We start from the raw sequence: 26394 nt of genomic DNA, 5'->3' as shown, positions 1-26394 counted from the left end.
TCAGTGTATCAATCCAGTTTCAGCGACACATCCCCAGCCTTCATATTCGAGGCCAAAGATCAGTTCGATTTGCAAGCAAGTCTCGGTCAGTGCCCTGATCGATGCTTCATCAGCCTTTTGTGAACGCTCGAGGAAGAGGCATGGATCGCCATCCGCAGATGGTTCAGTCTCCAAAACGACGAATCCGAACTCGGCAGCGTGCTCTTCCAGAGCGGCAAGCGCTTCAGGACTTCCGCGAAAATTCACATCGACTGGTCGAGCAATCTCGGGTCGATCACCATTCGCAGCTAAACTAGCGAGGACGTCCAGATCGGCTTCCCATTCCCTTTCGAGCCTTTCAGGATCGATTGGCAATGGGTTCATGCCCTTTCCTCCAGCATCCCCACAAACCGCTCGAACAAATAGAAGCTGTCCTGTGGCCCCGGCGACGCCTCGGGGTGATATTGCACGCTGAACGCGCGGCCGCCGTCGATCTCGATCCCGCAATTGCTGCCGTCGAACAGCGAGACATGCGTCTCGGTCACGTTCGCGGGCAGCGTGTCGCGATCCACCGCGAAGCCATGGTTCATCGAGGTGATCTCGACCGCCCCGTCGCTGAGGCGCTTGACCGGGTGGTTGGCGCCGCGATGGCCCTGGAACATCTTGGTGGTCTGCGCGCCGACCGCGAGGCCGAGCAGCTGGTGGCCGAGGCAGATGCCGAACAGCGGCTTCTTCGTCTCGAGCAGTTCGCGGATCACCGGAACGGCGTACTCGCCGGTCGCGGCGGGATCGCCCGGGCCGTTCGACAGGAAGATGCCGTCGGGGGCGAAGCTGAGCACCTGCTCGGCGGTCGCCGTGGCGGGCAGCACGGTTACCTTGGCGCCGGCCTGGACCAAGTTGCGGAAGATGTTGTGCTTAGAGCCGTAATCGATCGCCACGACGTGCGGGCGGCTATCCTCGGCACCTTCGCCGCCATAGCCGAAGCCCAGCCGCCACACGCCGCCTTCCCAGCCGAAATGCGTTTCGGTGGTGACGGTGATGGCGAGGTCCATGCCCTCAAGGCCCGGCCACGCCTTGGCGCGCTCGAGCAGCCAGGGGATATCGAACTCGCCGTTCGCAGAATGGGCGATCACGCCGTTGGGCGCGCCCTGGCCGCGGATGCGGCGGGTCAGCGCGCGGGTGTCGATCCCGGCGAGACCGATGCGGTCATGCTTGCGCATCCAGTCGTCGAGCCGCTCGACGCTGCGGAAATTGCTCGGCTCGGTCACGTCCTCGCGCACGATCATGCCGAGCGCGTGGGGGTTGTCCGCCTCGACATCGTCGGGGTTGGCGCCGACATTGCCGATATGGGGGAAGGTGAAGCAGATCATCTGGCCCGCGAAGGACGGGTCGGTCATGATCTCCTGATAGCCGGTCATCGCGGTGTGGAAGCAGACTTCGCCCGCGGCGTGACCCTCGGCCCCGAATCCACGCCCCCAGATCACCTCACCCGACGCAAGAACAAGAACGCCTGTAGCTCCTTCAGGCACGGTAAAAGGCGTCGCGTCGGCCATTATGAGAGGGCGCTCCTACAGGGGTTTCCGGCAATGTGTGCTAAGGCCCGCCCGCTAGACCCCTCCCCCCCTTTCGTCAACCCTCGCGTCGGACGGCCGCGGGGTCTAAGGCCGGATAATTCCGATTCACCTGTGGGTAGAGACAAAATGATCCGCGACGATATCCAGGCTGCCGTCATCACCGCCATGAAGGGCGGCGACAAGGAAGGCACGGCCGCCATCCGCCTGATCCAGAGCGCGATCAAGAACCGCGACATCGAGGCGCGGACCCAGGCGCCGGTCACCGACGACGACGCGCTGGTGGTCGAGGTCCTCCAGAAAATGGTCAAGCAACGCCGCGAGTCGATCGAGATGTTCGAGAAGGGCGGCCGCCAGGAGCTTGCCGACAAGGAAAAGGCGGAGGTCGCCGTAATCGAGCGGTTTCTGCCGGCTCAGATGAGCGAGGCGGAGACCAGCGCGGCGATCGAGGCGATCAAGGCCGAGCTGGGCGCGGCGGGCATGAAGGACATGGGCCGCGTGATGGCGGAGCTGAAGGCGCGCCACGCCAGCCAGCTCGACATGAGCAAGGCGTCGGGGCTGGTGAAGGCGGCGCTCGCCTGACGTGGCGCTGACGCCCGCCTTCCTCGACGAACTGCGTGCCCGCACCACGTTGTCCGCCCTGATCGGGCGCAGCGTGAAGATCACGCGCGCGGGTCGCGAGTGGAAGGCGTGTTGCCCGTTTCACAACGAGAAGACGCCGTCGTTCACGATCAACGACGACAAGGGCTTCTACCATTGCTTCGGCTGCGGGGCGCATGGCGACGCGATCCGCTGGATGACCGACCAGCAGGGCCTGCCCTTCATGGACGCGGTGAAGGAGCTCGCCGCGGCCGCCGGGATGGACGTGCCTCAGGCCGATCCGCGCGCCGCCGAGAAGGCGGAACGCGCCAAGGGGCTGCACGAGGCGATGGCCGATGCGGCCAAATTCTATGTCGACCAGCTCCACGGGCTGGGCGGAGCGGAGGCGCGCGCGCTGCTCGAACGCCGGCGGATCAGCGCCGAAACCGCGCGCGCCTTCGGCATGGGCTACGCGCCGGATTCACGCACCAAGCTGCGCGAGACGCTGAAGGCCTATGGCGACCCGATGCTGGTCGAGGCCGGGATGCTGATCCAGGTCGAGAAGAAGGAACCGTATGACCGGTTCCGTGGCCGGTTGATGATCCCGATCAAGGACGCGCGCGGCCGCGTGATCGGCTTTGGCGGACGCATCATCGGCGAGGGGGAACCAAAATATCTCAACTCCCCCGAGACCCCGCTCTTCGACAAGGGGCGGACGCTCTACAATCTCGACCGCGCGCAGGCGGCATCGCGCAAGACCGGGCGAGTAATTGCGGTCGAGGGCTATATGGACGTGATCGCGCTGGCGCAGGCCGGATTCGGCGAGGCGGTCGCTCCGCTCGGCACCGCGCTGACCGAGCATCAGCTGGAGCGGCTGTGGCGAATGGCCGACATCCCCTTCCTCGCCTTCGATGGCGACAATGCGGGGCAGAAGGCGGCGATCCGCGCCGCCCACCGTGCCCTGCCCCATCTCGGCCCGGGCCGCAGCCTCGCCTTCGTCACCCTGCCCAATGGCCAGGATCCCGACGACCTCGTTCGCGCATCCGGCCCTCAAGCGTTCGAGGCGCTGCTTCAGGCCGCTCAGCCGCTCGCCGACCGCATCTGGCAGCACGAACTTGCCGCCGAGCCGCTGGAAACGCCCGAGGCGCGCGCCGGCCTGAAGCGCCGTCTGTCCGATCTCGCCGCGACGATCCAGGATGGCAATGTCCGCCACGAATATGTGACGGAGTTCCGCAACCGCTGCGACGCGCATTTCGCCCCCGCTCCCCGCGCCTTTACGCCACGCGCGCAGGGTAACCGCACACCCGGCCGCCCCGGCCAGCGCTGGCAGCCGCCCGAACCGCCACCCAGCCCCGCCGTCCAGGCGCTGGGCGCCACCGGGATCGACCGCGTGTTGGCCAAGGCGGTGCTCGCCGGACTGATCCGGCACCCGGCCGAAATCGCCCGCCATATGGAGACATTGTCCAGCCTGCGCCTCGTAGACGGCGCACTTGGCCGACTATTCGAGGCGGTCATCGATGTCGCGTTGGAGGATCAGGCGCTTGATACCGCTCGCTTGCGTACCATATTGGCGGCGTCCGGTTTTGATCAGATAGCTGCGGAACTGCTCCGCGCCGACGCGCTGCGCTTCACCTTCACACAGAAGGACTGGGATGCGGAGCGGGCGGCGCTCGACCTTGGTGAAGCGATCGCGGTGCTTGTCGCAAGGCCGCAAGTCGACGCCGCGCTGGCGGAGGCAACCGCGGCGGTTCAGGCGCGTTTCAGCGACGAAGCGTTCGAGCGTCAGGTGGCGCTGGTACGGCGCAAGGCGGAGCTTGAGGCGCGACTCGCGAATCTGATGCTTGCGGACGAGGCGTAATTCAGGAATAGGGCGGCGTATAATAGCCGCCATCCGATACAAAGGCATTCGATGGCAAAGGCAATCATGGCAGACGACGGCGATACGACCGAAACCGGCGACGCGCCGCTGATCGACCTCAATGAGGGGTCCATCAAGAAGCTGGTCGCTCGCGCCAAGAAGCGCGGCTACATCACCGTCGATCAGCTCAACGAAATGCTTCCGCAGGATCAGTTCACGACCGATCAGATCGAGGACGTGATGTCGGCGCTGTCCGACATGGGCGTCAACGTCGTCGAGAATGAAGACGTCGGCGAGGACGAGCAGCCCGACGACGATACGCCGGACGAGGCCGATTCGTCCGACAAGGACGACGAGCCCTTCGAAATCGCGAAGAAGAAGGAGACGGTCGATCGCACCGACGATCCCGTCCGCATGTACCTGCGCGAGATGGGCGCCGTGGAGCTGCTCAGCCGCGAGGGCGAGATCGCGATCGCCAAGCGGATCGAGGCCGGCCGCGACACGATGATCCTGGGGCTGTGCGAATCGCCGATCACCTTCAACGCGATCATCGGCTGGTCGGACGCGCTCAACGAAGGCACGATGCAGCTGCGCGAGATCCTCGATCTCGACGCGATGCTGTCCAAGGGACCGTCGGCCGAGCAGGTCGAAGGCGCCGAGGAAGACGATAACGGCGAGATCAGCGAAAAGACCGCCGGCACCTCGTTCAAGGAAGAGGAGGAGCCCGAAGAGGCTCCCGCCGACGACGATGACGACGAGATGACCGAGCGCCGCACGCCGCGCCAGTCGGACGATGAGGAGGAGGACAACACCCTCTCCCTCGCGCAGATGGAAGAGACGCTGAAGCCGCAAGCGCTGGAGCGCTTCGCGAGCATCACCTCGATCTATAAGAAGTTCAGCAAGGTCCAGCAGCAGCGGCTCGATGCCATGGCGGCTGGCGGCGAACTCAGCGCCGCGGACGAAAAGAAATATCACAAGCTGCGCGAGGAGCTGACCGCTGAGGTCGAGTCCGTGCAGTTCCACCAGGCGAAGATCGAGTATCTCGTCGACCAGCTCTACAGCTTTAACCGGCGCCTGACCGCGCTGGGCGGCCAGATGCTGCGCCTTGCCGAGCGTCACAAGGTCAACCGCAAGGACTTCCTCGACCGTTATATGGGCCATGAGCTCGACGAGAGCTTCATCGCCTCAGTCGAGAAGATCGACAAGAAATGGGCGGCGTTCGCAGCCAATGAGGGCGCAGCGGTCGACCGCATCCGCGTCGAAGTGAGCGAGATCAGCCAGCAGACCGGCATGGCACTCACCGAGTTCCGCCGCATCGTCAACATGGTGCAGAAGGGCGAGCGCGAGGCGCGGATCGCCAAGAAGGAAATGGTCGAGGCGAACCTGCGCCTCGTCATCTCGATCGCCAAGAAATACACCAATCGCGGCCTGCAGTTCCTGGACCTCATCCAGGAAGGAAATATCGGCCTGATGAAAGCGGTCGATAAGTTCGAATATCGCCGCGGTTACAAGTTCAGCACCTATGCGACCTGGTGGATCCGTCAGGCGATCACCCGCTCGATTGCCGATCAGGCGCGCACCATCCGCATTCCGGTGCACATGATCGAGACGATCAACAAGCTGGTCCGCACCAGCCGCCAGTTCCTGCACGAGCAGGGCCGCGAACCCACGCCCGAGGAAATGGCCGAGCGTCTGTCGATGCCGCTCGAGAAGGTTCGCAAGGTGATGAAGATCGCCAAGGAGCCAATCAGCCTCGAAACGCCGATCGGCGACGAGGAAGACAGCCATCTCGGCGATTTCATCGAGGACAAGAACGCGATCATCCCTGTGGATGCCGCGATCCAGGCGAACCTCAAGGAAACGGTCACCCGCGTCCTCGCCAGCCTCACCCCGCGTGAAGAGCGCGTGCTGCGCATGCGCTTCGGCATCGGCATGAACACCGATCACACGCTCGAGGAAGTCGGCCAGCAGTTCAGCGTGACCCGCGAACGCATCCGCCAGATCGAGGCGAAGGCGCTGCGCAAGCTCAAGCACCCAAGCCGCTCGCGGAAAATGCGGTCGTTCCTGGATCAGTGAACTGAAGCGCCGATCATCAAACGCAAGGAAGGCGGAGGATAGTTCCTCCGCCTTCTTTTTGTTTCCGGCATATGAAAACCGACGACTCCGGCGCGATTGTCCAATGATCTGGTTCCACCCAGCCCCAAAGCGCGGTAAGCGACAGCCTCAGTCGTGTATCAGGGGCCAAGATGCTGAACCGTATCGGATATTATATTCTGCCCGCGGCACTCTCAGTAACGGCTCCCGCCCTCGCACAGACTCAGACCATTACGACCGTCGACGGGAGGATCCTCTCCTCCGACGGCTCGCGCATCCTCTATGTGCCGACAAACAGCCCGAACGAGTTGCGCATTCGCACCTCGGGCGGGCAGGAACAGATCATCACCTCCGGTTTGACCGGCTTGCCGACCTACGGATACTTGACCTCCACAGGAGCGATATTCGCAGCGGACATCGGCCAGATCTCGCAACGACTGTTCAATTTCAACGGTTCGGGACTTCAGGCGGTCGCCTCGCTCAACAGTAACACCTCGCTCATCGCACGAGGGGGCTATGCCGCGTTCGCCGGCGACATCACGTTACCGTCCGCAGCCTTGCCTCCCTACGTCTATCGAATGGATACCACCACCGGACAGATTATCCGGATGCCCGGCTCCAATGGGAACATAGACCTCGATATTACGTCTCAGGGAGTTTTGGCTTACTGGACAAGTGAAGGCTATAGCGGCCCCGGAGATCCGTCAATTGACTACAACATCGTTGCGTTTGACGGAACAACTCGACGCAATATCACAAATTTCACCAACAATATCGCCAATTTCCACCCGGTTACAGACGGAGTTAACTTCGTCTTCATTCGCGAGCAGGTTTGCTGTTCGAGCAGTTACTCAAATCTGATCCTTTCCAACGGAACGACAGAAATCATATTACGCTCCGGGGCGGGCGGGCAACGCCCCTCCCATCTGTCGGACTACCAGATCAACGCGGGTTGGGTCGCCTATCGCGCAATTGACGGCACGCTGATGCTGCGGGATCCATCCGGGACCTCCGTTGCAATCGGCAGCAGCCGTTCGATTCAAGCGGTGTCGGAATTCGGCGAGGTTGTCTTCACAAGAGGCACCGAGACTTTCCTTCGTTTGGCCAGCGGCCAGGTGGTGGATATCGGCAGCTACACGAACGCGTTCAATGTCGGCCGCGACTGGTATTTCTACGGCGCCGGCCGTTTGGTCCGCTACGTCGATGGCAGCATGGTGGCGCTCGACACCGCCTTCGCGGCAAATCTCAACCCCTATACCGCGATAGCGGGCGCGACGCTTTACGGTGTTTCCGACATCGCGATCGCACGTGCGATGACACTGACCGGACAGACGACGCTGGACACGCGCGGATACGCGATCCAGCTCAACGGCGTGATCGACGGTAACGGCAGTCTTGACGTCCGCGGCGGCGGCAGGCTGACCTTGCTCGGCGCGAACCGTTACACGAACGGCACCAGCATCACCGACGCTACCCTTATCGGAAATACGGTCAGCCTTGGAGGCGCCATCGCCAATGCCGGCACCCTCGTTTTCGATCAGACCTTCGACGGCATCTTTCGAGGAACCCTCTCCGGTAGCGGCATGATTACGAAGACCGGGACGGGTGTACTTGCGCTGGCGGGCTTTCAGCCCTTCTCGGGCAGCATCCATCTGAACGGCGGGGGCGTCAGCCTGCAAGCCATCGATACGCCGTCGAGATTTGAAGTCATCGCGGGGACATTATCGGGTGCTGGCCGGATCGGCGATCTGGTGATGACGGGAGGCGTCGTGCGGCCAGGCGGGCTACTCGCGAGCACGGGCAACATAACGCTCGGCCCGAGATCGACCTTCGCTTCGGACTTGTACAGCGATGGACGTGCGGGGCAGCTCTCCGCCGCGGGAACGGCGACCATCGGAGGCGGCAGGTTGGCATTGGCCTTCGCCCCCGGCGCCTACCGGCTTGGCACGTCCTGGAAGATTCTGAGCGCGGCAAGCGTCACCGGCAGGTTCGAAGCGATCGATACCGTTTCGCCAAGACTCATGGCTCCTTCCGTCAGCTATGACGCAGGCTCGGTGACCGTGCAGCTCGTATTGGATCGCACCGCCCTGGCCGCGATCGCGGTAACCCGCAATCAAACGGCAACTGCGGACGCCGCCTCACGATTGGCGGTGGGCTCGCCCTTGCTGAACGAGCTGATCAAGCTTTCGGACAATGGGATTCGTACAGGACTGTCCTCGCTGAGTGGTGAACTTCACGCATCGTCCATTGCCGCGATCGCGGACGCGACGACATTCGCCCGCGGCGCGCTGATGGACCAGCTGGACCGGGAACCGGGTACGGTGTGGGGAAGCGCGGCTGCCCGCCGCACGACGATCGAATCGTCCTTCGAGGCCGGCGGCCTCAATCAAAGCGGACGCGACTACATCGTCGGCGCGGATACAAGGCTGTTTGCCGGCGCTACGGGCGGCATCGCGATCTGGTACGGCAATGCGGAAAGCACGGGTCGGAACGGCAGGCTCGATTACGATCAGTTTGGTGTGGCCCTGTACGGCCGGACCAGCCTCGGTCCGGTCGTACTGCGGGGCACCGCTGGCTGGACCCGATATGATCTGAAGACAGATCGCCGGGTAGCGTTCGACACCGACACACCCTTTGCGAATCGTCTCACCGGCAAGTCACACGCCACCGCCGTGGACGCGACGATGGAAGCGGCACTCCCTTACACCATGGGCGATCTCACGCTGACGCCCTTTGGCGGCATCCGCTTTCAGGCGCTGGATCTCGACCGCCTCACGGAAACGGGCGGGGAAGCGTCACTCGCAGCCACGGCACGCACGACAAGCCGGGTGCTCAGTCGCCTCGGTCTACAGGGCAAGCTTGATATCACCGCGGGGTCGGCGAAAGGCTCGGTAAGAGCCGGCCTGACCTGGGAACATGGGTTGTCCGATTTGGAGATCGAACGCGGCATGGAATGGCCCGCCGCCGGTGGCGCTTCCTTCAGAGTCATCGGGGTAGGTCTGCCTGATGATGTACTCGAAGCCTCGCTGAGTGCCGAACATCAAGTGTCGGATTGGTCTCTACAGGCGGGCCTTCACTATAAAGCCGGCGGCTCATTGGAGATGACCTCGGCGAGAATCACGGCCCGCCTGGGCTTCTGAAGCGACACGGATCCTCGCGGTGCGGCAAAGGCCATTCATGGCGACCGGCTACTCCAATGTATCTCCATAACGCCGCACCGCGATCACCGCGAACACAGCGCCCAGCGCGGCGAGGATCAGCAGCTGCGTCAACGCCTCGCCGGGGTACCAACCCTTGAGCATGACACCGCGCACCACGCGGAGATAGTGGGTGACCGGCAGCAGTTCGCCTAGCCACTGTGCCCAGCGCGGCATCCCGGCATAGGGAAAGGCGAAACCCGACAGCAGGATGCTGGGCAGGATGTAGAAGAAGCTCATCTGCATCGCCTGCATCTGCGTCTTGGCGAAGGTCGACAGGGTGAAGCCGAGCAGCAGGCTCACGGTGATGAACACTAGGGTCGCCAGTGCCAACAGCCAGGCGGCGCCCGCAAACGGCACGTGAAAGATCAACCCCGCCAGCACCACGATGATCACCGTCTGCGCCGCGCCGATCAGCACATAGGGCAGGATCTTGCCCGCCATCACCTCCATCGGGCGCAGCGGCATGGCGAGCAGGTTCTCCATCGTCCCGCGCTCACGCTCGCGCGCCACCGCGATCGAAGTCATCATCACCATCGTCATCGACAGCACCACGGCAAGCAGACCCGGGACGATATTGTGGCTGGTGATCCCCTCCGGATTATAGCGGCGCTGGATCACCACTTCGACCGGCGCGGGAGTCGCGGCGCGCGCCGCGAGTGGTCCGATCAGGTCGTGGCGCAGGCCTGACAACACCGCCTGCTCCACCGCCGCGGTCGCATTGCCGGTGGCCGCAGGATCGGTCGCATCGGCCAGCACCAGCAACTGGGGCCGCTCGCCCCGGATCAGATCGCGGGTGAAGTTGCTCGGCACCACGATCAGGAACTGTACCGATCCGCGGCGCAACATCGCCTCGCCCTCGCCCGGCTTGCTCACCGGAACCAGCTCGAAATAGCTGCTCGCCCGCAGTGAGCTTTCGACCGTCCGGGTGATCGAACTATGGTCGTTCATCTCCAGTGCCGCGCGCAGGTGGCGCGGATCGTTGTTGATCGCGAAGCCGAACAGGATCAGCTGGACCAGGGGCAAGCCGACCGCCATGCCGAAGGTCAGGGGATCGCGGCGCAACTGGTGCACCTCCTTGACCAGCACGGCCCAGATGCGGCGCCATGCGAGGATGAAGCCCTGCGTCATGCCCGCGGCTCCGTGCTGTTATCCGTGGCCCCGCGCATCAGGTGGATGAACACATCCTCCAGCGTCGGATCGGTCTCGCGCCAGCTGATCTCGGGCGCGACATTGGCGACTGCCGCCCGCAGCGCAGCCATGTCGCGGCCGCAGACATGGACCGTCGGCCCGAACGCCGCCGCCATCGCGACACCGGGGGCTTTCTCCAGCTTGGGGGCAAGCCGGTCGGCGCCCGGCCCCTCGCCCGCCAGCGCGACCAAGCCCGACCGCGCCACGATCTCGTCGGCGGTGCCGCGCGCCAGCAGCACGCCATAGGCGATATACGCGATGTCGTGGCACCGCTCGGCCTCGTCCATATAGTGGGTCGAGACGAGCACGGTGGTACCCTCGGCCGAAAGCATGTGAACCTGATCCCAGAATTCACGCCGCGCGAGCGGATCGACGCCTGCGGTCGGCTCATCGAGCAGCAGGATCTCGGGGTCGTGCAGCACGCAGGCGGCCAGCGCGAGCCGCTGCTTCCACCCGCCCGACAGCGTGCCGGCGAGCTGGCCCGCGCGGGTTTCAAGACCCAGCCGTTCGAGCGCCGCGTTTACCCGCACTGCCTTGTCGTCCAGCCCGTAAGCATCGGCGACAAAGGACAGATTCTCGCGAATGGTCAGGTCTTCGAACAGGCCGAAACGCTGGGTCATGTAACCGATCCGGCGCTTGATCAGCTCGCGCTGCGTCAGCAAATCCATCCCAAGCACCTCGCCGCCCCCGCCATCGGGGATCAGCAGGCCGCAGATCATTCGCAGCGTGGTGGTCTTGCCCGAACCATTGGGGCCGAGAAAGCCGCAGATGCGCCCGCGACCGACCTCAAGGCTGACCTGGTCGACCACTGTCCGGTTGCCGAACCGCTTGGTCAGCCCCTCGACCGAGATGGCCGCGTCTGCCTTCACCGCGGCTGCACCTCGACAGGAAGGCCAGGACGCAGCCTTTCGACGCCGCTGTCGGGATAGGCCTCGACCAGGAAGACCAACTTGGCCCGCGCCCGTTCGCTGTAGATGACCGGCGGGGTGAATTCGGCTTGTGGCGCGACATAGCGGACCGTCGCCATGATTGGCCCGCCGCATCCGTCGCAGGTCACGCTCACCTTCGATCCCTGCTTGAGCGCGGAGACCGCCGCTTCCGGGGCGTAGAAGCGGATTTTCACCCGGCCCGGCGGAAGCAGCCGCACCACAGGGGTATTGGCCGTCACCCACTCGCCGGGGTTGAAATAGGTCTGTTCGACCAACCCCGCGGCGGGTGCGACCGGTGCGATCTCCTCCCCGCGCCGGCTCTGTGCCGCGATCGCCGCCCTTGCCGCCGCGATCTGCGCGTCGGCCGCGGCGATCTGATCGGTACGACCCGGCAGTTCGCCCGAGGCTTCACTCGCTTGTGCCTGGCTCAGCGACGCGCGGGCGCTCTCGGCGGCGGCGCGCGCGGCGTCGAGCTGCACCTTGGTCGCGAAACCGCGCTGCGCGAGCGTCGCGATGCGCTGATAATCGCGTGCGGTCCGCGTCACTTCGGCCCGCGCCGCCGCCTGCTGCGCTCTCGCGACATCGAGTTCGGCGGGCCGCTGCCGCGCCTTGGTCAGGTCGTCGCGTTGTGCTTGCGCGGAGGAGAGTTGTGCCTCGAGCCGCTGGAGTTCCGCCTGGGTCGTCGCCGCGTTGAGTGCGAACAACGCCTGCCCCGCGGTCACCTGTCCGCCGCGCTGGACGTTGAGCGCCGCGAGCTGGCCCGAAACCGGTGTGGCGACCTCGATCGCCTCGCCCTCGACATAGCCGAGCCAGGGTTCCGGCCCGTCGTCTCGCCGGAACGCCCACCAGATCAGTGCGGCGATCACCGCGATCCCGATCGCGGCCAGGGGCAATATCCGCTTCACATCCGCTCTCCCGTCGAAAGCCCATGCAGGATGATGTCGATATGCGAGGCGGCGAGCGCCCCCATGTCCAGTGGTTTCGCACCGACCGGCTCAAACACCGTTTTCCACAGCACGCCCAGCAGCAGCGCCCCCGCGACGCTTCGCGCCGTCAGATACGGATCGACCCGCCGGAAACTCCCATCCGCCACGCCCCGCGCGACGATATCCGCGACCAAAGCCAGAATCCGGTTGACCGCCCGATCGTGATAGGTGCGCGCGATCTCCGGGAAATTCCCGCCCTCACCGATCACCAGCCGGGGCAGGAACGCGATTTCCAGCTCAGCGAGCTGCGCCGCGCCTAGCCGGACCAGGCCCTCGAGTTGCGTAGCCGGTGAAGCAGAGTCGAGCGCAGGCGGAAGCGCAGCGGGCAGACGCGTTTCGAGCATCCAATCCACCATCTCGCGGAACAGCGCCGCCTTGTCGGAGAACTGCAGGTAGAGCGCGGCCTTCGAGATGCCGACCCCAGCCGCGACATCCTCCATCCGCGTTCCGGCATAGCCGCGCGCCGCGAATTCGATGCGGGCGGCGTTCAGAATGGCCTCGCGGCGGTTCGGCGGCGTACGGCGCGGCATATGAGGTAAATAACTGACCGGTCAGTTATTGAAAAGCGTTTCCGATCGGCCGATCGCACCCTGAGATCCCTTCACCGTGGTAAACTCGATATCAACCAGGTCTTTACGCGCTTCGGTATAGACCTGTGGGTCACATCAGTTCCGCAGGCGCCGGATTCTCCGGTGCGGATCAGGCATGGGGATCGAATGGCTTTGGAGTCGGTACAGACGGCGGGGCTTGGCGGCGCTTCGGGCACTCTGACGGCGCTGGTTGCCGCGGACGGTAGTGCAAGCCATCGTTTCCTGGCGCGGTTGACCACCGGCATCGCGCCGATGCGCGATCTGGCCGACGCCGTACACATGATCTGCCTGCTCCATGCTCGCCACCCCGATGTGGTCGAACAGGCCGCCACGCACTCGCGTGAGCCGGCCACCACCGGCTGGATGGCACAGGCGGCGGAAGGATTCTCAGCCGAGCGTGCGTTCATCGTCCGCCTTGTCGCCGCGGCTGGTCCGCTGCCCAGCACGCCGGGGCAGGCGCAGTCCGAGGCCGCGGTCGCAGCTCAGCGTCACGCGCTCGACATGCTCGCCCAGTCGGATCGTACCGGCTGCGCGGATGGCACGGCGATCGCGCTGGTACTGGATTGGCCCGCGATCCGCGGACTGCTCGACATCGCAGCCGGACGCCTCGGCCTCGACTCACCCGACTCAGCCCTTCCCCCTGTGCACGAGAGTGCAACGGTGATCGATGCGCTCGCCGCCACCTTGCCCGCCGAACGGGCGATGCTGTTCGGCGCGCAACAGATGCTGGCCCAGCATCGTGGCATCTGGGACGTGCTCGAAGCGCGCGCCTCCGCCCGCGATATGCTCTGAAGCAAGAGGGCGGGACGCGATCACTCGCACCCCGCCCCCAGCATCCCTACGCTAGATCAGCTCTTGCGCTCGCTGCAGCTCGAAACCTTCTTCTCATCGGCATCGGTGCCGCCGACCTTGCCCTCATAGAGCGTGCCCTCGGGGCCCTTGGTCCACCAGACCAGCGTCTTGCCTGCCGAACGCCCCTGATCGGTGACGTACTTCGCGCCGCTCGCCGCCTGCACACCGGTAAGATCGTAGCTCTTGTCACCGATGGTCAGCTTCGCCTTGGGGGTTGCGCCGCTATTGTCATAGGCCGCGCTCAACAGCAGCGCCGGCAAGCAGTCATAGCCCACCGAAACCGGGGCAGCAGCCGTCCCGTTTCCAAGCGGAGCCGTCTCATTCGCCATCATTGCGGGTTCGTTCGTGTTCGCCGGTGCGGTCTCACTCTTCTTGCCGCACCCGGCGAGCAGCGCGAGAGCCAGGACGGGTGAGCTGGCAAGAAGGATTCCGGAAGACGACTTGGGCATCGGACGTTCCTCTCTGTTGGCTATGCGGCGCGGACTCGAACCGCGCGCGGACAGTACGAAAGCGCCATCCGGCTGGCAAACCGCTTGCGTCCAGGCGTTCAACCCCGCTACCCGCATACCCGATATTCCAACTTCAGGCAGGGACGCAGATGCGCTTCGAAGGCACTCAGAGCTATGTCGCGACCGATGACCTAAAGGTCGCCGTCAACGCCGCGGTCACGCTGCGCCGCCCGTTGCTGGTCAAGGGCGAGCCGGGCACCGGCAAGACCGTACTCGCCTATGAGATCGCCAAGGCAGTCGGTGCGCCGCTGATCGAGTGGAACGTCAAATCGACGACCAAGGCGCATCAGGGCCTGTACGAATATGACGCGGTCGCGCGCCTGCGCGACGGCCAACTCGGCGACGAGCGCGTCCACGACATCTCCAACTATATCCGCAAGGGGAAATTGTGGGAGGCCTTCACATCCCCCACGCTGCCCGTCCTGCTGATTGACGAGATCGACAAGGCCGATATCGAGTTCCCGAACGACCTGCTCCAGGAACTCGATCGCATGGAATTCCACGTCTACGAGACTGGGGAGACCGTCCGCGCCACCGAACGCCCAATCGTCGTAATCACCAGCAACAACGAGAAGGAACTGCCCGACGCGTTCCTGCGCCGCTGCTTCTTCCACTATATCAAATTCCCAGATCGCGAGACGATGCAGGCGATCGTCGACGTCCACTTCCCCGGCATCCAGAAGATCCTGGTGAGCAAGGCCATGGATATCTTCTACGACATCCGCGAAGTGCCCGGCCTCAAGAAGAAGCCCAGCACCAGCGAATTGCTCGACTGGCTCAAGCTCCTGCTGCACGAGGACATGCCGCTCGACGTTCTCCAGTCGCGCGATCCCAGCAAGGCGATCCCGCCGCTGCACGGCGCGCTGCTCAAAAACGAGCAGGACGTGATGCTGTTCGAACGACTGGCATTCATGGCCAGAAGGCAGAAATCCTGACCGCAACCCCTTGGCGGGACACCGCTTGCATCTTGCCGACAACGATCTAGCGTACGGCCAACGGAACGCGGGGGAGCGTGATGCGGGGTACGGTTCTCGACTATGACAAGCTGGCCGGCGAAGGCGTGATTTCAGGCGCGGATGGTGGACGATATGCGTTCCGCGGCCTCGAGTGGAAGGCGGCGCCAAGCCAGTTGCAGCGTGGCGCTTCCGTCGACTTCGAAGTGACCGAAGGCCTCGCCACCGCGATCTACGCGACCGGACCGGCCCCCGCTTCAATCGCTGCCGGCGATCAGAAATCCCCCTTGGTGGCAGGACTGCTAGCGCTGTTTCTGGGTGGCCTGGGCATTCACAAATTCTACCTCGGATATAGCGGCCCCGGCATCACCCTGCTGATCGGAACCGTCGTGTCCTGGATCCTGACCGTGGTCATCATCGGCCTGCTGGGACTGATGCTCATCGGCGTGATCTGCCTGATCGAAGCGATCATCTATCTGACCAAGACCCAGGATGAGTTTACGCAGATCTATGTTGTGGGTCGAAGAGACTGGTTTTGAGGTAGAGCTATTGCTCAAGACGCCCAGCCGCCCGTGACTCGTCCTACCGGCGCAACGCGCTTCGCCCGCATTCGCGCGCGGCTTGAGGCTGCCCAGCCCATCTCGGGCTGGCAGGGGGCGTGCTACGAGTTCCTACTGTTCGGGTTCAAACAGGGTTGGGCGTGCCTGTTCGGCGGATTGATGCTCGCCTTGTTGATGGCGACGCATTTCTTCTATCCCGCCGAGGCGCCGATCGCACGCTACGACTTCCTCACCATCGGCGCCGTTGTGATCCAACTGGGGATGCTCGCCTTCCGGCTGGAAAGTTGGAACGAGGCGAAGGTGATCCTCGTCTTCCATATCGTCGGCACGGTGATGGAGTTGTTCAAGACCGCGTACGGTTCCTGGCTCTACCCTGAACCCGGCCTGCTCAAGATCGGCGCGGTGCCGCTCTTCTCCGGATTCATGTACGCCGCAGTGGGTAGCTATATCGCCCGCGTCTGGCGCATCTTCCACTTCCGCTTCGACCATTATCCGCCACGCTGGGCGACCTATGCGCTGGCGGCGGCGATCTACGTCAACTTCTTCGCCCACCATTGGCTGCCCGACATTCGCCTGGTACTGTTCGCCGCCACGGGCCTGTTGTTCTGGCGGACGAGGATCTGGTTCACACCGTTCCGCACACCCCGCTGGATGCCCTTGCTGGTCGGCTGGCTGCTGGTCGCGCTGTTCATCTGGTTCGCGGAGAATATTGGCACTTTCTCGCGTGCTTGGCTCTATCCGGGGCAGGAACATGGCTGGGCGATGGTCCACCCGGGCAAGCTCGGCGCCTGGTATCTGCTCATGATCATCTCGTTCGTTCTCGTGTCGCTGGCGCATCGCGAGCGTCCGTTGACCACTTCCGGGTGATTTGACAGCAACGGTGACGGCGTCCAAAGCGGCCGCCTATGTTTGAACTTGTGTGAACATCCTAGCGTCCCGGTGACCGGGACTGCCGGCGACCGTGGCCGACGCGCAACCGCGCGTGATGCGGGTCGCCTGAGGATCCGTCTCATCCACGAGTCATCCAATGAACGTTTCAAGACCGGAGCAGCGCGTCCTGCACGCACTGGCTCAAGGCGGCTATATTCGTCACCGTCGTGACGAGCATGGCCGCGTGTTCGAAGTCCTGTGCTTCACGCGCGAGGGCTATGTCCTGTCCAGCTGCACGATCGCGATCTTCAAGGCGCTGCGTCGCAAGCGCCTGATCGAATCCAGGGCTTCAGGACCCTATCGCATCTCCCAGATCGGGCGATGCTCGGTACGCGCGCAACCCGACAACCGGTAGCGCGCAGCGGCGAGCGGCCCAGCCGCTCGCCGCATCTGCCGGCTCAATCCGCGATCTTCACCACCAGCTTGCCGATCGCGCCACGACTGGCGAGTTTGGCGATCGCCTTGCCGCCATCCTCGAACGCGAAGATCTCGCTGACATGCGGGTTGATCTTCCCTTCGTCCCACAGGCGGAAGAGGTGATCGACGTTCGCCGCATTGGCTTTGGGATCGCGCGCGGCAAAGGCGCCCCAGAACACGCCGCACACGTCGCAGCTCTTGAGCAGCGTCAGGTTCAGCGGCAGCTTGGGAATACCCGCCGGGAAGCCGACGACGAGGTAGCGTCCCTCCCACCCGATCGAACGCAGCGCCGGTTCGGCATAGTCACCGCCGACGGGATCGTAGATCACCTGCGCGCCATCAGGGCCGACCGCCGCCTTGAACTGCTCGGCCAGTGCCTTGGACTGATCCTTGTCGAACGGCGCACGGCCATAGACGACGGTCTCGTCGGCACCGGCGGTCCTTGCCGCAGCGGCCTTTTCCTCGCTCGACACCGCCGCGACCACGCGCGCGCCGAATGCCTTACCCAGTTCGATCGCCGACAGGCCGATGCCGCCCGCCGCGCCCAGGATCAGCAATGTATCTCCGGCTTTCAGATGCCCGCGGTCGAGCAGCGCATGGATGCTGGTGCCGTAGGTCATCAGCAGCGATGCGCCCTGTTCGAAGCTCTTGCCTTCGGGCAGCGGGAAGAGCCGGCGCTGCTCGACCGCGATCTTTTCGGCCATCCCGTTCCAGCCGGTCATCCCGAGCACGCGGTCGCCGGGCTTCAGGGTTGTGACACCCTCGCCCACCGATTCCACGACTCCGGCGATCTCGCCGCCCGGCGCGAACGGGCGCGGCGGTTTGAACTGGTATTTGTCTTCGATGATGATGACGTCGGGATAGTTGAGCGCGCAGGCCTTGATCGCGACCACCACCTCGCCCGGCTTGGCGACCGGATCGGGTAGCTCACCGACGGTTAGAGTTTCAGGTCCGCCCACTTCCCGCGACAGCAAGGCCTTCATCCGCTCTCTCCCGTGCAATCCACGGGCGCGATTCGGCGACCGTCGATTCGTATTTCGAAATCACGGTATCTTTTGCCAGCGTCAGGCCGACCTCGTCCAGCCCCTGCATCAGGCAATCGCGGCGGAACGAGTCCATCTCGAAGTTGAAACGGTCCTGATAGGGGGTCGTCACGGTCATCGTCTCGAGGTCGATCGTGACCGGATCCGTCTTCGCCACCTCGACCAGCCGGTCGACAGCCTCCTGCGGCAGCACCACGGCGACAATGCCGTTCTTGAACGCGTTGCCCGAGAAGATGTCGGAATAGCTCGGCGCGATCACCGCGGTGATGCCCATGTCCTTCAGCGCCCAGGCGGCGTGCTCGCGGCTCGACCCGCAGCCGAAATTCTCGCCCGCGATCAGGATCGGTGACCCGGCATAGAGTTCGTCGTCGAAGATGTTGCCCGGCTCCGCGCGCACACTCTCAAACGCCCCTTTTCCCAGCCCTTCGCGGCTGATCGTCTTGAGCCAATGCGCCGGAATGATGATGTCGGTGTCGATATTCTTGGCACCCCAGGGATAGGCGCGTCCCTCGACCTTCTTCACCGGTTCCATGTGTCAGCTCCGTTCCATCGCCGGACGGTGCTCACCGGCAAGGGCGCCCGCCCCTGCCCGGACGGCCGTCCGCACGTCTTCAATCCAGTCGATCAGCGGGTGATGCGGCCCTGCGGCTTCGCAACCCCGGGCTTTGCCGTCGGTGCGCTCGCGTTCGCTGCCGCGTAGACCGCCGCCGCGCCGCTCAACACCGTGCCCGCCACCAGCAACACCAAAACACGCTTCACGGGTCATCCCCCTACAAGGTCACGCACATCGGTGAGCCTTCCCGTTACCGCCGCCGCCGCCGCCATTGCGGGTGAGACGAGGTGGGTTCGGGCCCCCGGACCCTGCCTTCCTACGAAATTGCGGTTCGAAGTGGAAGCGCAGCGTTCGCCGGCCGGCACCTTGTCCGGATTCATCGCCAGGCACATCGAGCAGCCCGGCTCACGCCATTCGAACCCGGCCTCCAGGAAGATGCGGTCCAGCCCCTCAGCCTCAGCCTGACGCTTGACCAGCCCGGATCCGGGCACGATCAGCGCCTGACGAATGCCGTCGGCGACATGGCGGCCCTTCACCACGTCCGCGGCGGCACGAAGATCCTCGATCCGGCTATTGGTGCAACTGCCGATGAAGATGTTCTCGACCGCGATGTCCTGCATACGCGTGCCCGGGGCGAGGCCCATATAGTCGAGCGACTTCTGCGCCGCGACGCGCTTGGCGGGATCGGCGAAGCTGTCGGGATCGGGGACGACGCCGGTGATCGGCACCACGTCCTCGGGGCTGGTGCCCCAAGTGAGCGAGGGCGCGATATCGCTGCCATTGAGCGTGACGACGCGATCGTAGGCCGCGCCCGCATCGGTCGGCAGCGTCTTCCACCACGCGACCGCCTGATCCCATTGTTCCCCCCGCGGCGCCATCGGGCGACCCTTGAGGTAAGCGAAGGTCTTCTCGTCCGGCGCGATCAGACCCGATCGCGCGCCGCCCTCGATCGACATGTTGCTGACGGTCAGCCGCCCCTCGATCGAGAGCGCCCGGATCACCTCGCCGGTATATTCGACGACATAGCCAGTGCCGCCTGCGGCGCCGGTCTTGCCGATGATCGCAAGCACCACGTCCTTGGCCGAAACGCCGAAACCGAGCGTACCGTCGACGCGAATCTCCATCGTCTTGGACTGGCTGAGCAACAGCGTCTGGGTCGCGAGCACATGCTCGACCTCGCTAGTGCCAATCCCGAACGCCAGCGCACCGAGCGCGCCATGCGCCGAGGTGTGGCTATCGCCGCACACCAATGTCGTGCCGGGCAGCGTGAAGCCCTGTTCCGGCCCCACGACGTGGACGATGCCTTGCTCCGCCGCGGTCGCACCGAAATAATCGATCCCGAACTCGGCGACATTGCGCTCGAGCGCGGCTAGCTGCTGCGCGCTCTGCTGGTCCGCGATCGGCAGCCGGTTGCCCGCCGCATCGACGCGCGGCGTGGTCGGGAGGTTGTGGTCCGGCACCGCCAGCGTGAGGTCTGGCCGCCGCACCCGCCGCCCGTTGGCGCGAAGCCCTTCGAACGCCTGCGGACTGGTGACTTCATGGACGAGGTGGCGGTCGATATAGATCAGGCACGTGCCATCGTCGCGGCGCTCCACGACGTGCGCGGCCCAGATCTTCTCGTACAAGGTGAGCGGTCTGCTGGACATGATGCCGCCCACTTACGCCTTTGTTGCGCCGGGGCAAGCGCAGGCGGCATTTTCGTGCGCGAAGCTCAGCTAGGCCGGATCGGCCGAATCCGCCCAGTCATCGCGCCGCTTGAGCCATGGATTGAGGAACAGCGCCGGCAGCTTGAGGAACAGCAGCTCGGAATGGATGAACCCATCAACCGCACGCTCCCACCAGCGCGGATCGCGCTTGCCATGCGCCTTGAGCCAGCCGTCATAAGGCGCCCAATGGCTCGGCTCGTCGCGGTGGATCACTTCGAAGATGCGGATCAGCGCGCGATCATGGCGCACCAGTGGGTGCTTCAGCAGAATCTCGACCTGCCGAAAACCACGCTGTTCGGTCAGGGAGATGACGCGGCACAGTTTCTCGAACAACTCATCCTGCGCGATGATCGCCCTGGTATCCAGTTCGTCGATCGTCTGACGAAACATGATCTCGACGAAGCGATCGATATGGCCACAGGTGCGATCGACCCGCAGCGGCATCTTTCCGCGCAGCTCGAACCAGCGCTTGAACATCGTGTAATGCTTGTGCTCGTCGGCACGGTGTTTCTCGATCGCGGCGATCAGCGCATGGTCGTCAGGCGAGCGCGCCCGCACCGCCTCCAATACCCGGTCGATGCTCGTGTAACCGCGATGCTCGTTATAGATGTATATCGAGCAGAGAAGGTCGAGATAGCGGCGGCGAAACCACGCGATCATCGCCGGATGCTACGCCTGTCGCGCACGGGCGGCAAGCAAGCGTTCGGCGTGGCTACGCGACTTCCTTGGGAGAGATATAATCCGCGTCATGTTCGAACGGCAGCGGCGTGTCGTCGCGGAGCGCGGCCAGGATCGTCGCGAAATCCGTATCGAACGCAAAGCCCAGCTCACGCATGATCCGGCCGCTGTCATAGACGCGCCCGATACGCGTGGGCAGTTCCCAGCCGCGCGCGGCGTAGAGAGCCGGCGCTTCGGGGAAATAGCGCGCGATCACCGCCGCCGCGTCATGCTTGAGCTCCGCCGCGTCCTCACGCACGAACGGCGTCGGCGCCGAGACGAGATAGGTACCAAAGCCGATCTCAGGCGCCTTCTCCAGCGCCGCGATATGCGCTCGTGCCGCATCCTCAACCGTCAGCCGGCGATGAAGGAACTCGTTCGCCTTGAGATTCTCCCCCGGCGGATGGCTATGCGTATCGTCCTCCTCGGGGAAGAAGCGGCCGGTACGCAGGACGATGTTGTTCAGGCCATGCTCGGCATGGAACAGGCGGCACAGCTGCTCGCCGGCGTATTTGGTGACGCCATAGATGTTGCGCGGCTCGATCGGGCCGCTGTCCTCGTCGAGCCATACGGCCGCGTCCCCGGCCTCGTCGCGGATCACCTGGCTGATCATCAGCGAGGTTGTGGAGGTTGAGACAAAGCGATCATGCCCCGCGCGCACTGCGGCTTCGAGCAGGTTGAGGGTGCCGGTCACGTTGACGTCGACAAATGTCTGCTTGGAGTAGCGGGCGATGTCGGGCTTATGCAGCGCCCCGCCATGGATGACGGCTTCGATCCCGTACTCGCCGAACACCCGCTCGATCAGAGCGGCATCGGCGACGCTACCGACCACCCCGGTATCCACGCCCGGCGCGACGTCGAGGCCGACGACCTGATGCCCCGCCTCACGAAGCATGGGCGCGAGATAGCGGCCGAGCCAGCCGGACGAACCTGTCAGAAGAATACGCATGGCCGCGCGATTAGCCGGTTCGCGCGCGCAGCGAAAGTGCCAGAGGGTCTGTAAGCCGGGTTCTGTCCACGCGGCCCTTTCCTTGCGGAGGTGTACGCGATGGGCGGCCATTCCTCTAGGCCGGCACTTGCGTGCAGGCTCAAGCAATCAACCCGGACCGCGGGGCGGAACACCCCATGCGCGGTCCCTATTCGATCTTGCTCCCGGTGGGGTTTGCCATGCCGCTTCCGTTGCCGGTCGCGCGGTGCGCTCTTGCCGCACCCTTTCACCCTTGCCCTTAGTCCAAAGACCAGTGGGCGGTCTGCTCTCTGTGGCACTTTCCCTGACCCCGGCCGAAGCCGGAACCGCCGGGCGTTACCCGGCACCGTGTTTCCGTGGAGCCCGGACTTTCCTCGGTGCACCGAAATGCAACGCGGCCGCCCGACCCTCTGGCGCGGCCGGGATAGGCGCAAAGTTTGCTCAGGGCAAACTAGTTACTTTTCGCCGCCAGCCTTCACGGTCGCGGGAAGCCGGTAACGCGCATTGTCGATCGCTACCTCGATCGCGCCATCGCCTACGACCGACACCTTCGCCTGCTGTGCGCCATCCGCCGCGACCACGCCGCGCCCGTCGGTGGTGACGCGCAGGCGATGGAAACCGCCATCGGCATGACGCACGGTCAGAATCAGCCCATCCTGCGTCCGCTCGCGCTCGATCGTGCAGTTGGTAGCGAACTCGGCCTTATCGCCGATCGCGCAGGGAATGCGCCCCTCCGCCTCGGCGCGGGCGAGGTCAGCCTTCTCGCGCTGCGCGCGTTCGGCATCGGTCTCGACTTTGGTACCACAAGCGGTGAGCGAGAACAGGGCCGCGCTCACCGCCAGCGTCTTAGATATCCGCGTAGACATGCTTTTCGGACTTTGCCCCCGGGTGCGTTACCGCTCCCTTATAGGCGGGTCCGACATTTTGCGCATAGCGCCAGAGTGCCCCGGATTGGTACGCATTCTCACGCGGCTGCCACTTCGCGCGGCGCGCGGCGAGCACGTCTTCGGCGACATGAAGATCAATCGTCCCAAGTTCGGCGTCGATACGGATGGTGTCGCCATCCTCGACCAGCGCGATCGGGCCGCATTCGGCCGCTTCCGGCCCGACATGGCCGATGCAGAAGCCGCGCGTGGCGCCCGAGAAACGCCCGTCGGTGATTAGCGCGACCTTCTCGCCCATGCCCAGGCCATAGAGCGCGGCGGTAGTCGACAGCATCTCACGCATCCCCGGCCCCCCCTTGGGCCCTTCGTAGCGGATGACGACGACCTCGCCCTCCCGGATCTCGCGCTTCTCGACCGCCGCGAAGGCATCCTCCTCGCAATCGAAGCAGCGCGCCGGTCCTTCGAAGACCAGCCGGCTCATCCCCGCGACCTTCACGATCGCGCCGTTGGGCGCCAAGCTGCCGCGAAGCCCGACCACGCCGCCCGTGGGGGTGATCGGCGTCTTGACGTCATAGATGACCTTCTGGTCGGGGTTCCACGTCACCTGATCGATATTCTCGCCCAGCGTCTTGCCGGTCACGGTCATGCACTCGCCATGCAGCAGGCCGTTCTCGAGCATCGACTTCATCAGCATGTAGACGCCGCCGGCCTCATACATGTCCTTGGCGACATACTTGCCGCCTGGCTTTAGATCAGCTGCATAAGGCGTTGATTTGAATACTTCAGCAACGTCGAACAAGTCGAAGTCGATCCCCGCCTCGCTCGCCATCGCCGGCAGGTGCAGCGCGCCGTTGGTCGATCCGCCGGTCGCCGCGACGATGCGCGCGGCGTTGATGAACGCCTCCCGCGTGCAGATGTCGCGCGGGCGGATATTCTTCTCGAGCAGTTCCATCACCTGATAGCCCGCAGCGACCGCGATCTGCTCGCGGCTGGTATAGGGCGCTGGCACCATGTTGCTGTTGGGCAGCGACAGGCCGATCGCCTCGCCGACACAGGCCATGGTGTTGGCGGTGTACTGGCCGCCGCACGCGCCGTGGCCGGGGCATGCGACCTTCTCAAGCGCATGGACCTCACTGATCGGACAGGTGCCTGCGGCGAACTTGCCGACCACCTCGAACACGTCGACGACGGTGACGTCGCGATCCTGATAGCGGCCAGGCAGGATCGATCCGCCATAGACGAAGATCGACGGGATATTGAGGCGAAGCATCGCCATCATCATGCCCGGCAGCGACTTGTCACACCCGGCGAACCCGACCAGCGCGTCATAGCAATGGCCGCGCACCGACAGCTCGACCGAATCCGCGATCACTTCGCGGCTGACGAGGCTGGACTTCATCCCCTGATGGCCCATCGCGATGCCGTCGGTGACGGTGATGGTGTTGAAGCGGCGAGGCAGGCCACCATTGTCCGTCACGCCCTTGCGCGCGGCATCGGCCTGCGCGTCGAGCGTGGTGTTGCACGGCGCGCTGTCGTTGCCCGCGCTGGCGAGCGCGACGAACGGACGAGCAATCTCCTCCTCGGTGATGCCCATCGCGTAATAGTAGCTGCGGTGCGGAGCGCGTTCGGGACCGACGGACACGTGGCGCGACGGCAGGCGGGACTTGTCGAAACGATTGGTCATGGCGCGAACGCCTATGTCGCCGGGGACCCCGTTTGCGCAAGTCTGTTGCGCACATCATTTGCTATCGACGCCAGAATCTGCGCCCAATGTGCAACACCTTCGGGGTCGGAAATCAGGTCATTGCGCACCTCGATCCCCAGATAGGGGATGCCGTTGCCTTCGGCATGCCGGTTCATCGTCGCGTTGAGGACCCGGCCCGAATAGGGCTCATTGTCGCCGGTGACGATGCCCGCCGCCTCCAGCAGCCCAATCCCGATCCGCGCCGCGCGCGCATCGCGGTTGTAGAGGATGCCGATCTCCCACGGCCGATCGGCCCCGTCATGCTGCTCGAGCCGGGACGTGAAGCTGTGAACCGAGACGATCAATTTCGGGCGTTTCGCGCGAATCGTTTCCGCGATCAGCCGATGATAGGGCGCGTGGAAGCGCGCGATGCGTGCGGCGCGGTCGACATCGTCATTGCCGGGGATCGCATGCCCATCGCTGCTGTGCGGGATCAATCCCAGACGATCCGGCTCGCGATTGAGATCAATGACCAGGCGTGAGACCGTGGCAAGGATCGCGGGCGCCCCAAGCTGCGCTGCCATCGTCCCGCTGACCTCAGCCGCGCCGATGTCGACCGCGATATGCTTGGTCAGCAGTTGGGGATCGATGCCCAGATCGATATCGGCCGGCACCGCACTGGAGGCGTGGTCGCACAGGATCAGTACGTCCGCTGCACCGTCGATCACCTGCCCCACGCTCATCTCTTACCCTCCAGAAACGCACCAAGACGGCCACGGAACCCATCCGAGCCGAAGGCATCGTCGAATCTCCGCTCGTGCTCCGCATCGCCCGGATCGCGCAGCACCGATTTGAGCGCTCGCACCGCTTCGGGCACATTCGCCGCGATCGCGTCAGCCATCTCGTGCGAGGCGAGCTGAGCATGCGCGACCCGGCGATGCGCCAACCCGATCCGAGCCGCCTCGTCCGCATCGATCCGCGCGCCGGTGAAGAGCATCAGCCCCGCCTGCCCCTCGCCCACCCGCGCCTTGAGTCGCGCGACATCGCGAGCGGGATAGGTCAGGCCGAGCTTAGCCGGGGTGGTGGCGAACACTGCCTGATCCCCCGCCAGGACGATATCACAGGCCAGCGTCAGCGCTACCGCCGCGCCAAAACAGCCACCATCGACCGCACAGATCACCGGCACGGGCAGTGCGGCAACGCCCTCGATCCCCGCCGCCATCGCTTCGCGGAAACGGACTCGCAGCGCCGGATTCTCGGTCAGTTCCCGAAATTCGGCGAGATCGGCCCCTGCCGAGAAGACACCCGGCATCGCCGAACGCAGGATCACCGCGCGGGCATTCGACGCCCCGATTTCAAGCGCTGCTTCCGCTAGCGCCTCCCACCCGGCACTCGCGATCGCGTTGCGTGCGCCATCCCGGTCGAGGGTGAGGATCGCGATATGGTCGCGAAGCTGCCAGCTAATCACGGCCGGCCTCGCCCTGTATTAGAGGGGCGGGATAGCGCCCGCTCGCATAAGCGAGCGGGGGCCATCCACGGACGTTTCGCTCCCGGCGCATGGCCCGCACCTAACCTACAGCAAATCTGGGGCCAATTTCGATTCCCCAGAGCGTGCGGGCGGCCCTTGCCATCAATTGCCTCATTT

General features: G+C 64.6%; 26 protein-coding genes, 1 tRNA gene and 1 other RNA gene. 9 read left to right on the top strand and 19 right to left on the bottom strand.

Annotated features, from left to right (window positions below):
* Together AC07M1_RS09830 and carA are read right to left on the bottom strand one after the other, a co-directional pair.
* Positions 1 to 363: a ribonuclease E inhibitor RraB gene (locus tag AC07M1_RS09830; RefSeq protein WP_495162360.1), complete on the bottom strand. Its 363-nt coding sequence runs from the start codon at positions 361 to 363 to the stop codon at positions 1 to 3.
* The gene (gene carA / locus AC07M1_RS09825) at positions 360 to 1532 is read right to left on the bottom strand and encodes a glutamine-hydrolyzing carbamoyl-phosphate synthase small subunit (RefSeq protein WP_495162359.1); all 1173 of its coding nucleotides are present in this window, start codon (positions 1530 to 1532) and stop codon (positions 360 to 362) included. The genes AC07M1_RS09830 and carA overlap by 4 nt, the downstream gene beginning before the upstream one ends.
* Before the next feature lie 147 nt (positions 1533 to 1679).
* On the opposite strand from carA, the gene AC07M1_RS09820 reads away from it, so the two are divergent.
* The 4 genes from AC07M1_RS09820 (at position 1680) to AC07M1_RS09805 (ending at position 9221) form a co-directional block, all read left to right on the top strand.
* The gene (locus AC07M1_RS09820; protein WP_495162358.1) at positions 1680 to 2132 is read left to right on the top strand and encodes a GatB/YqeY domain-containing protein; all 453 of its coding nucleotides are present in this window, start codon (positions 1680 to 1682) and stop codon (positions 2130 to 2132) included.
* Between the two features lies 1 nt (position 2133).
* A complete protein-coding gene (gene dnaG, locus AC07M1_RS09815) occupies positions 2134 to 3987 on the top strand; it encodes a DNA primase (protein ID WP_495162357.1) in 1854 nt (617 codons plus the stop codon).
* A gap of 51 nt (positions 3988 to 4038) precedes the next feature.
* The gene (gene rpoD / locus AC07M1_RS09810) at positions 4039 to 6063 is read left to right on the top strand and encodes an RNA polymerase sigma factor RpoD (protein ID WP_495162356.1); all 2025 of its coding nucleotides are present in this window, start codon (positions 4039 to 4041) and stop codon (positions 6061 to 6063) included.
* A gap of 170 nt (positions 6064 to 6233) precedes the next feature.
* Complete coding sequence (locus AC07M1_RS09805) at positions 6234 to 9221, top strand: autotransporter family protein (protein ID WP_495162355.1); 2988 nt, start codon at positions 6234 to 6236, stop codon at positions 9219 to 9221.
* Between the two features lie 48 nt (positions 9222 to 9269).
* Here the strand turns inward: AC07M1_RS09805 and AC07M1_RS09800 are convergent, their stop codons facing one another.
* From AC07M1_RS09800 to AC07M1_RS09785, 4 genes are read right to left on the bottom strand one after another with little or no spacing between them, the layout of a single operon-like run.
* On the bottom strand, positions 9270 to 10409 hold the full coding sequence (locus AC07M1_RS09800; protein WP_495162354.1) for an ABC transporter permease: 1140 nt from the start codon (positions 10407 to 10409) through the stop codon (positions 9270 to 9272).
* Positions 10406 to 11338 (bottom strand): ABC transporter ATP-binding protein, encoded by a 933-nt coding sequence (locus AC07M1_RS09795; protein WP_495162353.1) that lies wholly within the window; start codon positions 11336 to 11338, stop codon positions 10406 to 10408. Before AC07M1_RS09795 ends, AC07M1_RS09800 begins: the two co-directional genes overlap by 4 nt.
* Positions 11335 to 12303 (bottom strand): HlyD family secretion protein, encoded by a 969-nt coding sequence (locus AC07M1_RS09790; RefSeq protein WP_495162352.1) that lies wholly within the window; start codon positions 12301 to 12303, stop codon positions 11335 to 11337. The genes AC07M1_RS09795 and AC07M1_RS09790 overlap by 4 nt, the downstream gene beginning before the upstream one ends.
* Positions 12300 to 12914 (bottom strand): TetR/AcrR family transcriptional regulator, encoded by a 615-nt coding sequence (locus AC07M1_RS09785; RefSeq protein WP_495162351.1) that lies wholly within the window; start codon positions 12912 to 12914, stop codon positions 12300 to 12302. The genes AC07M1_RS09790 and AC07M1_RS09785 overlap by 4 nt, the downstream gene beginning before the upstream one ends.
* Positions 12915 to 13100: 186 nt before the next feature.
* Between AC07M1_RS09785 and AC07M1_RS09780 the strand changes: the two genes are divergently transcribed.
* Complete coding sequence (locus tag AC07M1_RS09780) at positions 13101 to 13766, top strand: DUF6975 family protein (protein ID WP_495162350.1); 666 nt, start codon at positions 13101 to 13103, stop codon at positions 13764 to 13766.
* Positions 13767 to 13822: 56 nt separating this feature from the next.
* Here AC07M1_RS09780 and AC07M1_RS09775 read toward each other — a convergent pair whose 3' ends face one another.
* Both AC07M1_RS09775 and AC07M1_RS09770 read right to left on the bottom strand, forming a co-directional pair.
* Positions 13823 to 14275 carry an MliC family protein gene (locus AC07M1_RS09775; RefSeq protein WP_495162349.1) on the bottom strand — a complete coding sequence of 151 codons (453 nt, stop codon included), beginning with the start codon at positions 14273 to 14275 and terminating at the stop codon, positions 13823 to 13825.
* Positions 14276 to 14292: 17 nt separating this feature from the next.
* Positions 14293 to 14393, bottom strand: a tRNA-OTHER gene (locus AC07M1_RS09770).
* Positions 14394 to 14424: 31 nt separating this feature from the next.
* Between AC07M1_RS09770 and AC07M1_RS09765 the strand changes: the two genes are divergently transcribed.
* From AC07M1_RS09765 to AC07M1_RS09750, 4 genes are all read left to right on the top strand, one after another.
* A complete protein-coding gene (locus AC07M1_RS09765; protein ID WP_495162348.1) occupies positions 14425 to 15270 on the top strand; it encodes an AAA family ATPase in 846 nt (281 codons plus the stop codon).
* 80 nt (positions 15271 to 15350) lie between these two features.
* Positions 15351 to 15827, top strand: a complete 477-nt coding sequence (locus tag AC07M1_RS09760) for a TM2 domain-containing protein (protein WP_495162843.1) — start codon at positions 15351 to 15353, stop codon at positions 15825 to 15827.
* A gap of 33 nt (positions 15828 to 15860) precedes the next feature.
* Positions 15861 to 16715, top strand: a complete 855-nt coding sequence (locus AC07M1_RS09755; protein ID WP_495162347.1) for a DUF817 domain-containing protein — start codon at positions 15861 to 15863, stop codon at positions 16713 to 16715.
* Between the two features lie 160 nt (positions 16716 to 16875).
* Positions 16876 to 17133 (top strand): YjhX family toxin, encoded by a 258-nt coding sequence (locus AC07M1_RS09750; protein ID WP_495162346.1) that lies wholly within the window; start codon positions 16876 to 16878, stop codon positions 17131 to 17133.
* A 43-nt stretch (positions 17134 to 17176) separates the two neighbouring features.
* On the opposite strand, the gene AC07M1_RS09745 is transcribed toward AC07M1_RS09750, so the two are convergent.
* The 11 genes from AC07M1_RS09745 to AC07M1_RS09695 all read right to left on the bottom strand — a co-directional run bounded on the left by AC07M1_RS09745 (position 17177) and on the right by AC07M1_RS09695 (position 26217).
* Positions 17177 to 18178 (bottom strand): NADPH:quinone oxidoreductase family protein, encoded by a 1002-nt coding sequence (locus AC07M1_RS09745; protein WP_495162345.1) that lies wholly within the window; start codon positions 18176 to 18178, stop codon positions 17177 to 17179.
* Positions 18141 to 18770, bottom strand: coding sequence for a 3-isopropylmalate dehydratase small subunit (gene leuD / locus AC07M1_RS09740; protein ID WP_495162344.1), 630 nt, complete (start codon positions 18768 to 18770; stop codon positions 18141 to 18143). The genes AC07M1_RS09745 and leuD overlap by 38 nt, the downstream gene beginning before the upstream one ends.
* 92 nt (positions 18771 to 18862) lie before the next feature.
* On the bottom strand, positions 18863 to 18997 hold the full coding sequence (locus AC07M1_RS09735) for a hypothetical protein (protein WP_495162343.1): 135 nt from the start codon (positions 18995 to 18997) through the stop codon (positions 18863 to 18865).
* A gap of 3 nt (positions 18998 to 19000) precedes the next feature.
* The gene (leuC, locus tag AC07M1_RS09730) at positions 19001 to 20437 is read right to left on the bottom strand and encodes a 3-isopropylmalate dehydratase large subunit (protein WP_495162342.1); all 1437 of its coding nucleotides are present in this window, start codon (positions 20435 to 20437) and stop codon (positions 19001 to 19003) included.
* A 69-nt stretch (positions 20438 to 20506) separates the two neighbouring features.
* Positions 20507 to 21157 carry a ferritin-like domain-containing protein gene (locus AC07M1_RS09725; protein ID WP_495162341.1) on the bottom strand — a complete coding sequence of 217 codons (651 nt, stop codon included), beginning with the start codon at positions 21155 to 21157 and terminating at the stop codon, positions 20507 to 20509.
* A gap of 52 nt (positions 21158 to 21209) precedes the next feature.
* The gene (locus AC07M1_RS09720) at positions 21210 to 22163 is read right to left on the bottom strand and encodes an NAD-dependent epimerase/dehydratase family protein (protein WP_495162340.1); all 954 of its coding nucleotides are present in this window, start codon (positions 22161 to 22163) and stop codon (positions 21210 to 21212) included.
* Positions 22164 to 22198: 35 nt separating this feature from the next.
* An RNA gene (gene rnpB / locus AC07M1_RS09715) (RNase P RNA component class A) lies at positions 22199 to 22595 on the bottom strand.
* A 41-nt stretch (positions 22596 to 22636) separates the two neighbouring features.
* Positions 22637 to 23017 carry a hypothetical protein gene (locus tag AC07M1_RS09710; protein ID WP_495162339.1) on the bottom strand — a complete coding sequence of 127 codons (381 nt, stop codon included), beginning with the start codon at positions 23015 to 23017 and terminating at the stop codon, positions 22637 to 22639.
* 10 nt (positions 23018 to 23027) lie between these two features.
* A complete protein-coding gene (ilvD, locus tag AC07M1_RS09705; protein WP_495162338.1) occupies positions 23028 to 24749 on the bottom strand; it encodes a dihydroxy-acid dehydratase in 1722 nt (573 codons plus the stop codon).
* 11 nt (positions 24750 to 24760) lie between these two features.
* Entirely contained in the window at positions 24761 to 25492 is a 732-nt protein-coding gene (locus tag AC07M1_RS09700; protein WP_495162337.1) for an N-formylglutamate amidohydrolase, read from the bottom strand.
* Positions 25489 to 26217, bottom strand: a complete 729-nt coding sequence (locus AC07M1_RS09695) for an enoyl-CoA hydratase/isomerase family protein (RefSeq protein WP_495162336.1) — start codon at positions 26215 to 26217, stop codon at positions 25489 to 25491. The genes AC07M1_RS09700 and AC07M1_RS09695 overlap by 4 nt, the downstream gene beginning before the upstream one ends.
* Positions 26218 to 26394 lie beyond the last annotated feature (177 nt).

The sequence above is a fragment of the Sphingomonas sp. GW821-FHT10C01 genome, assembly GCF_059415525.1.
The sequence above is the reverse complement of the archived record's forward strand: the minus strand, read 5'-3'. Positions and strand labels throughout refer to the sequence as shown.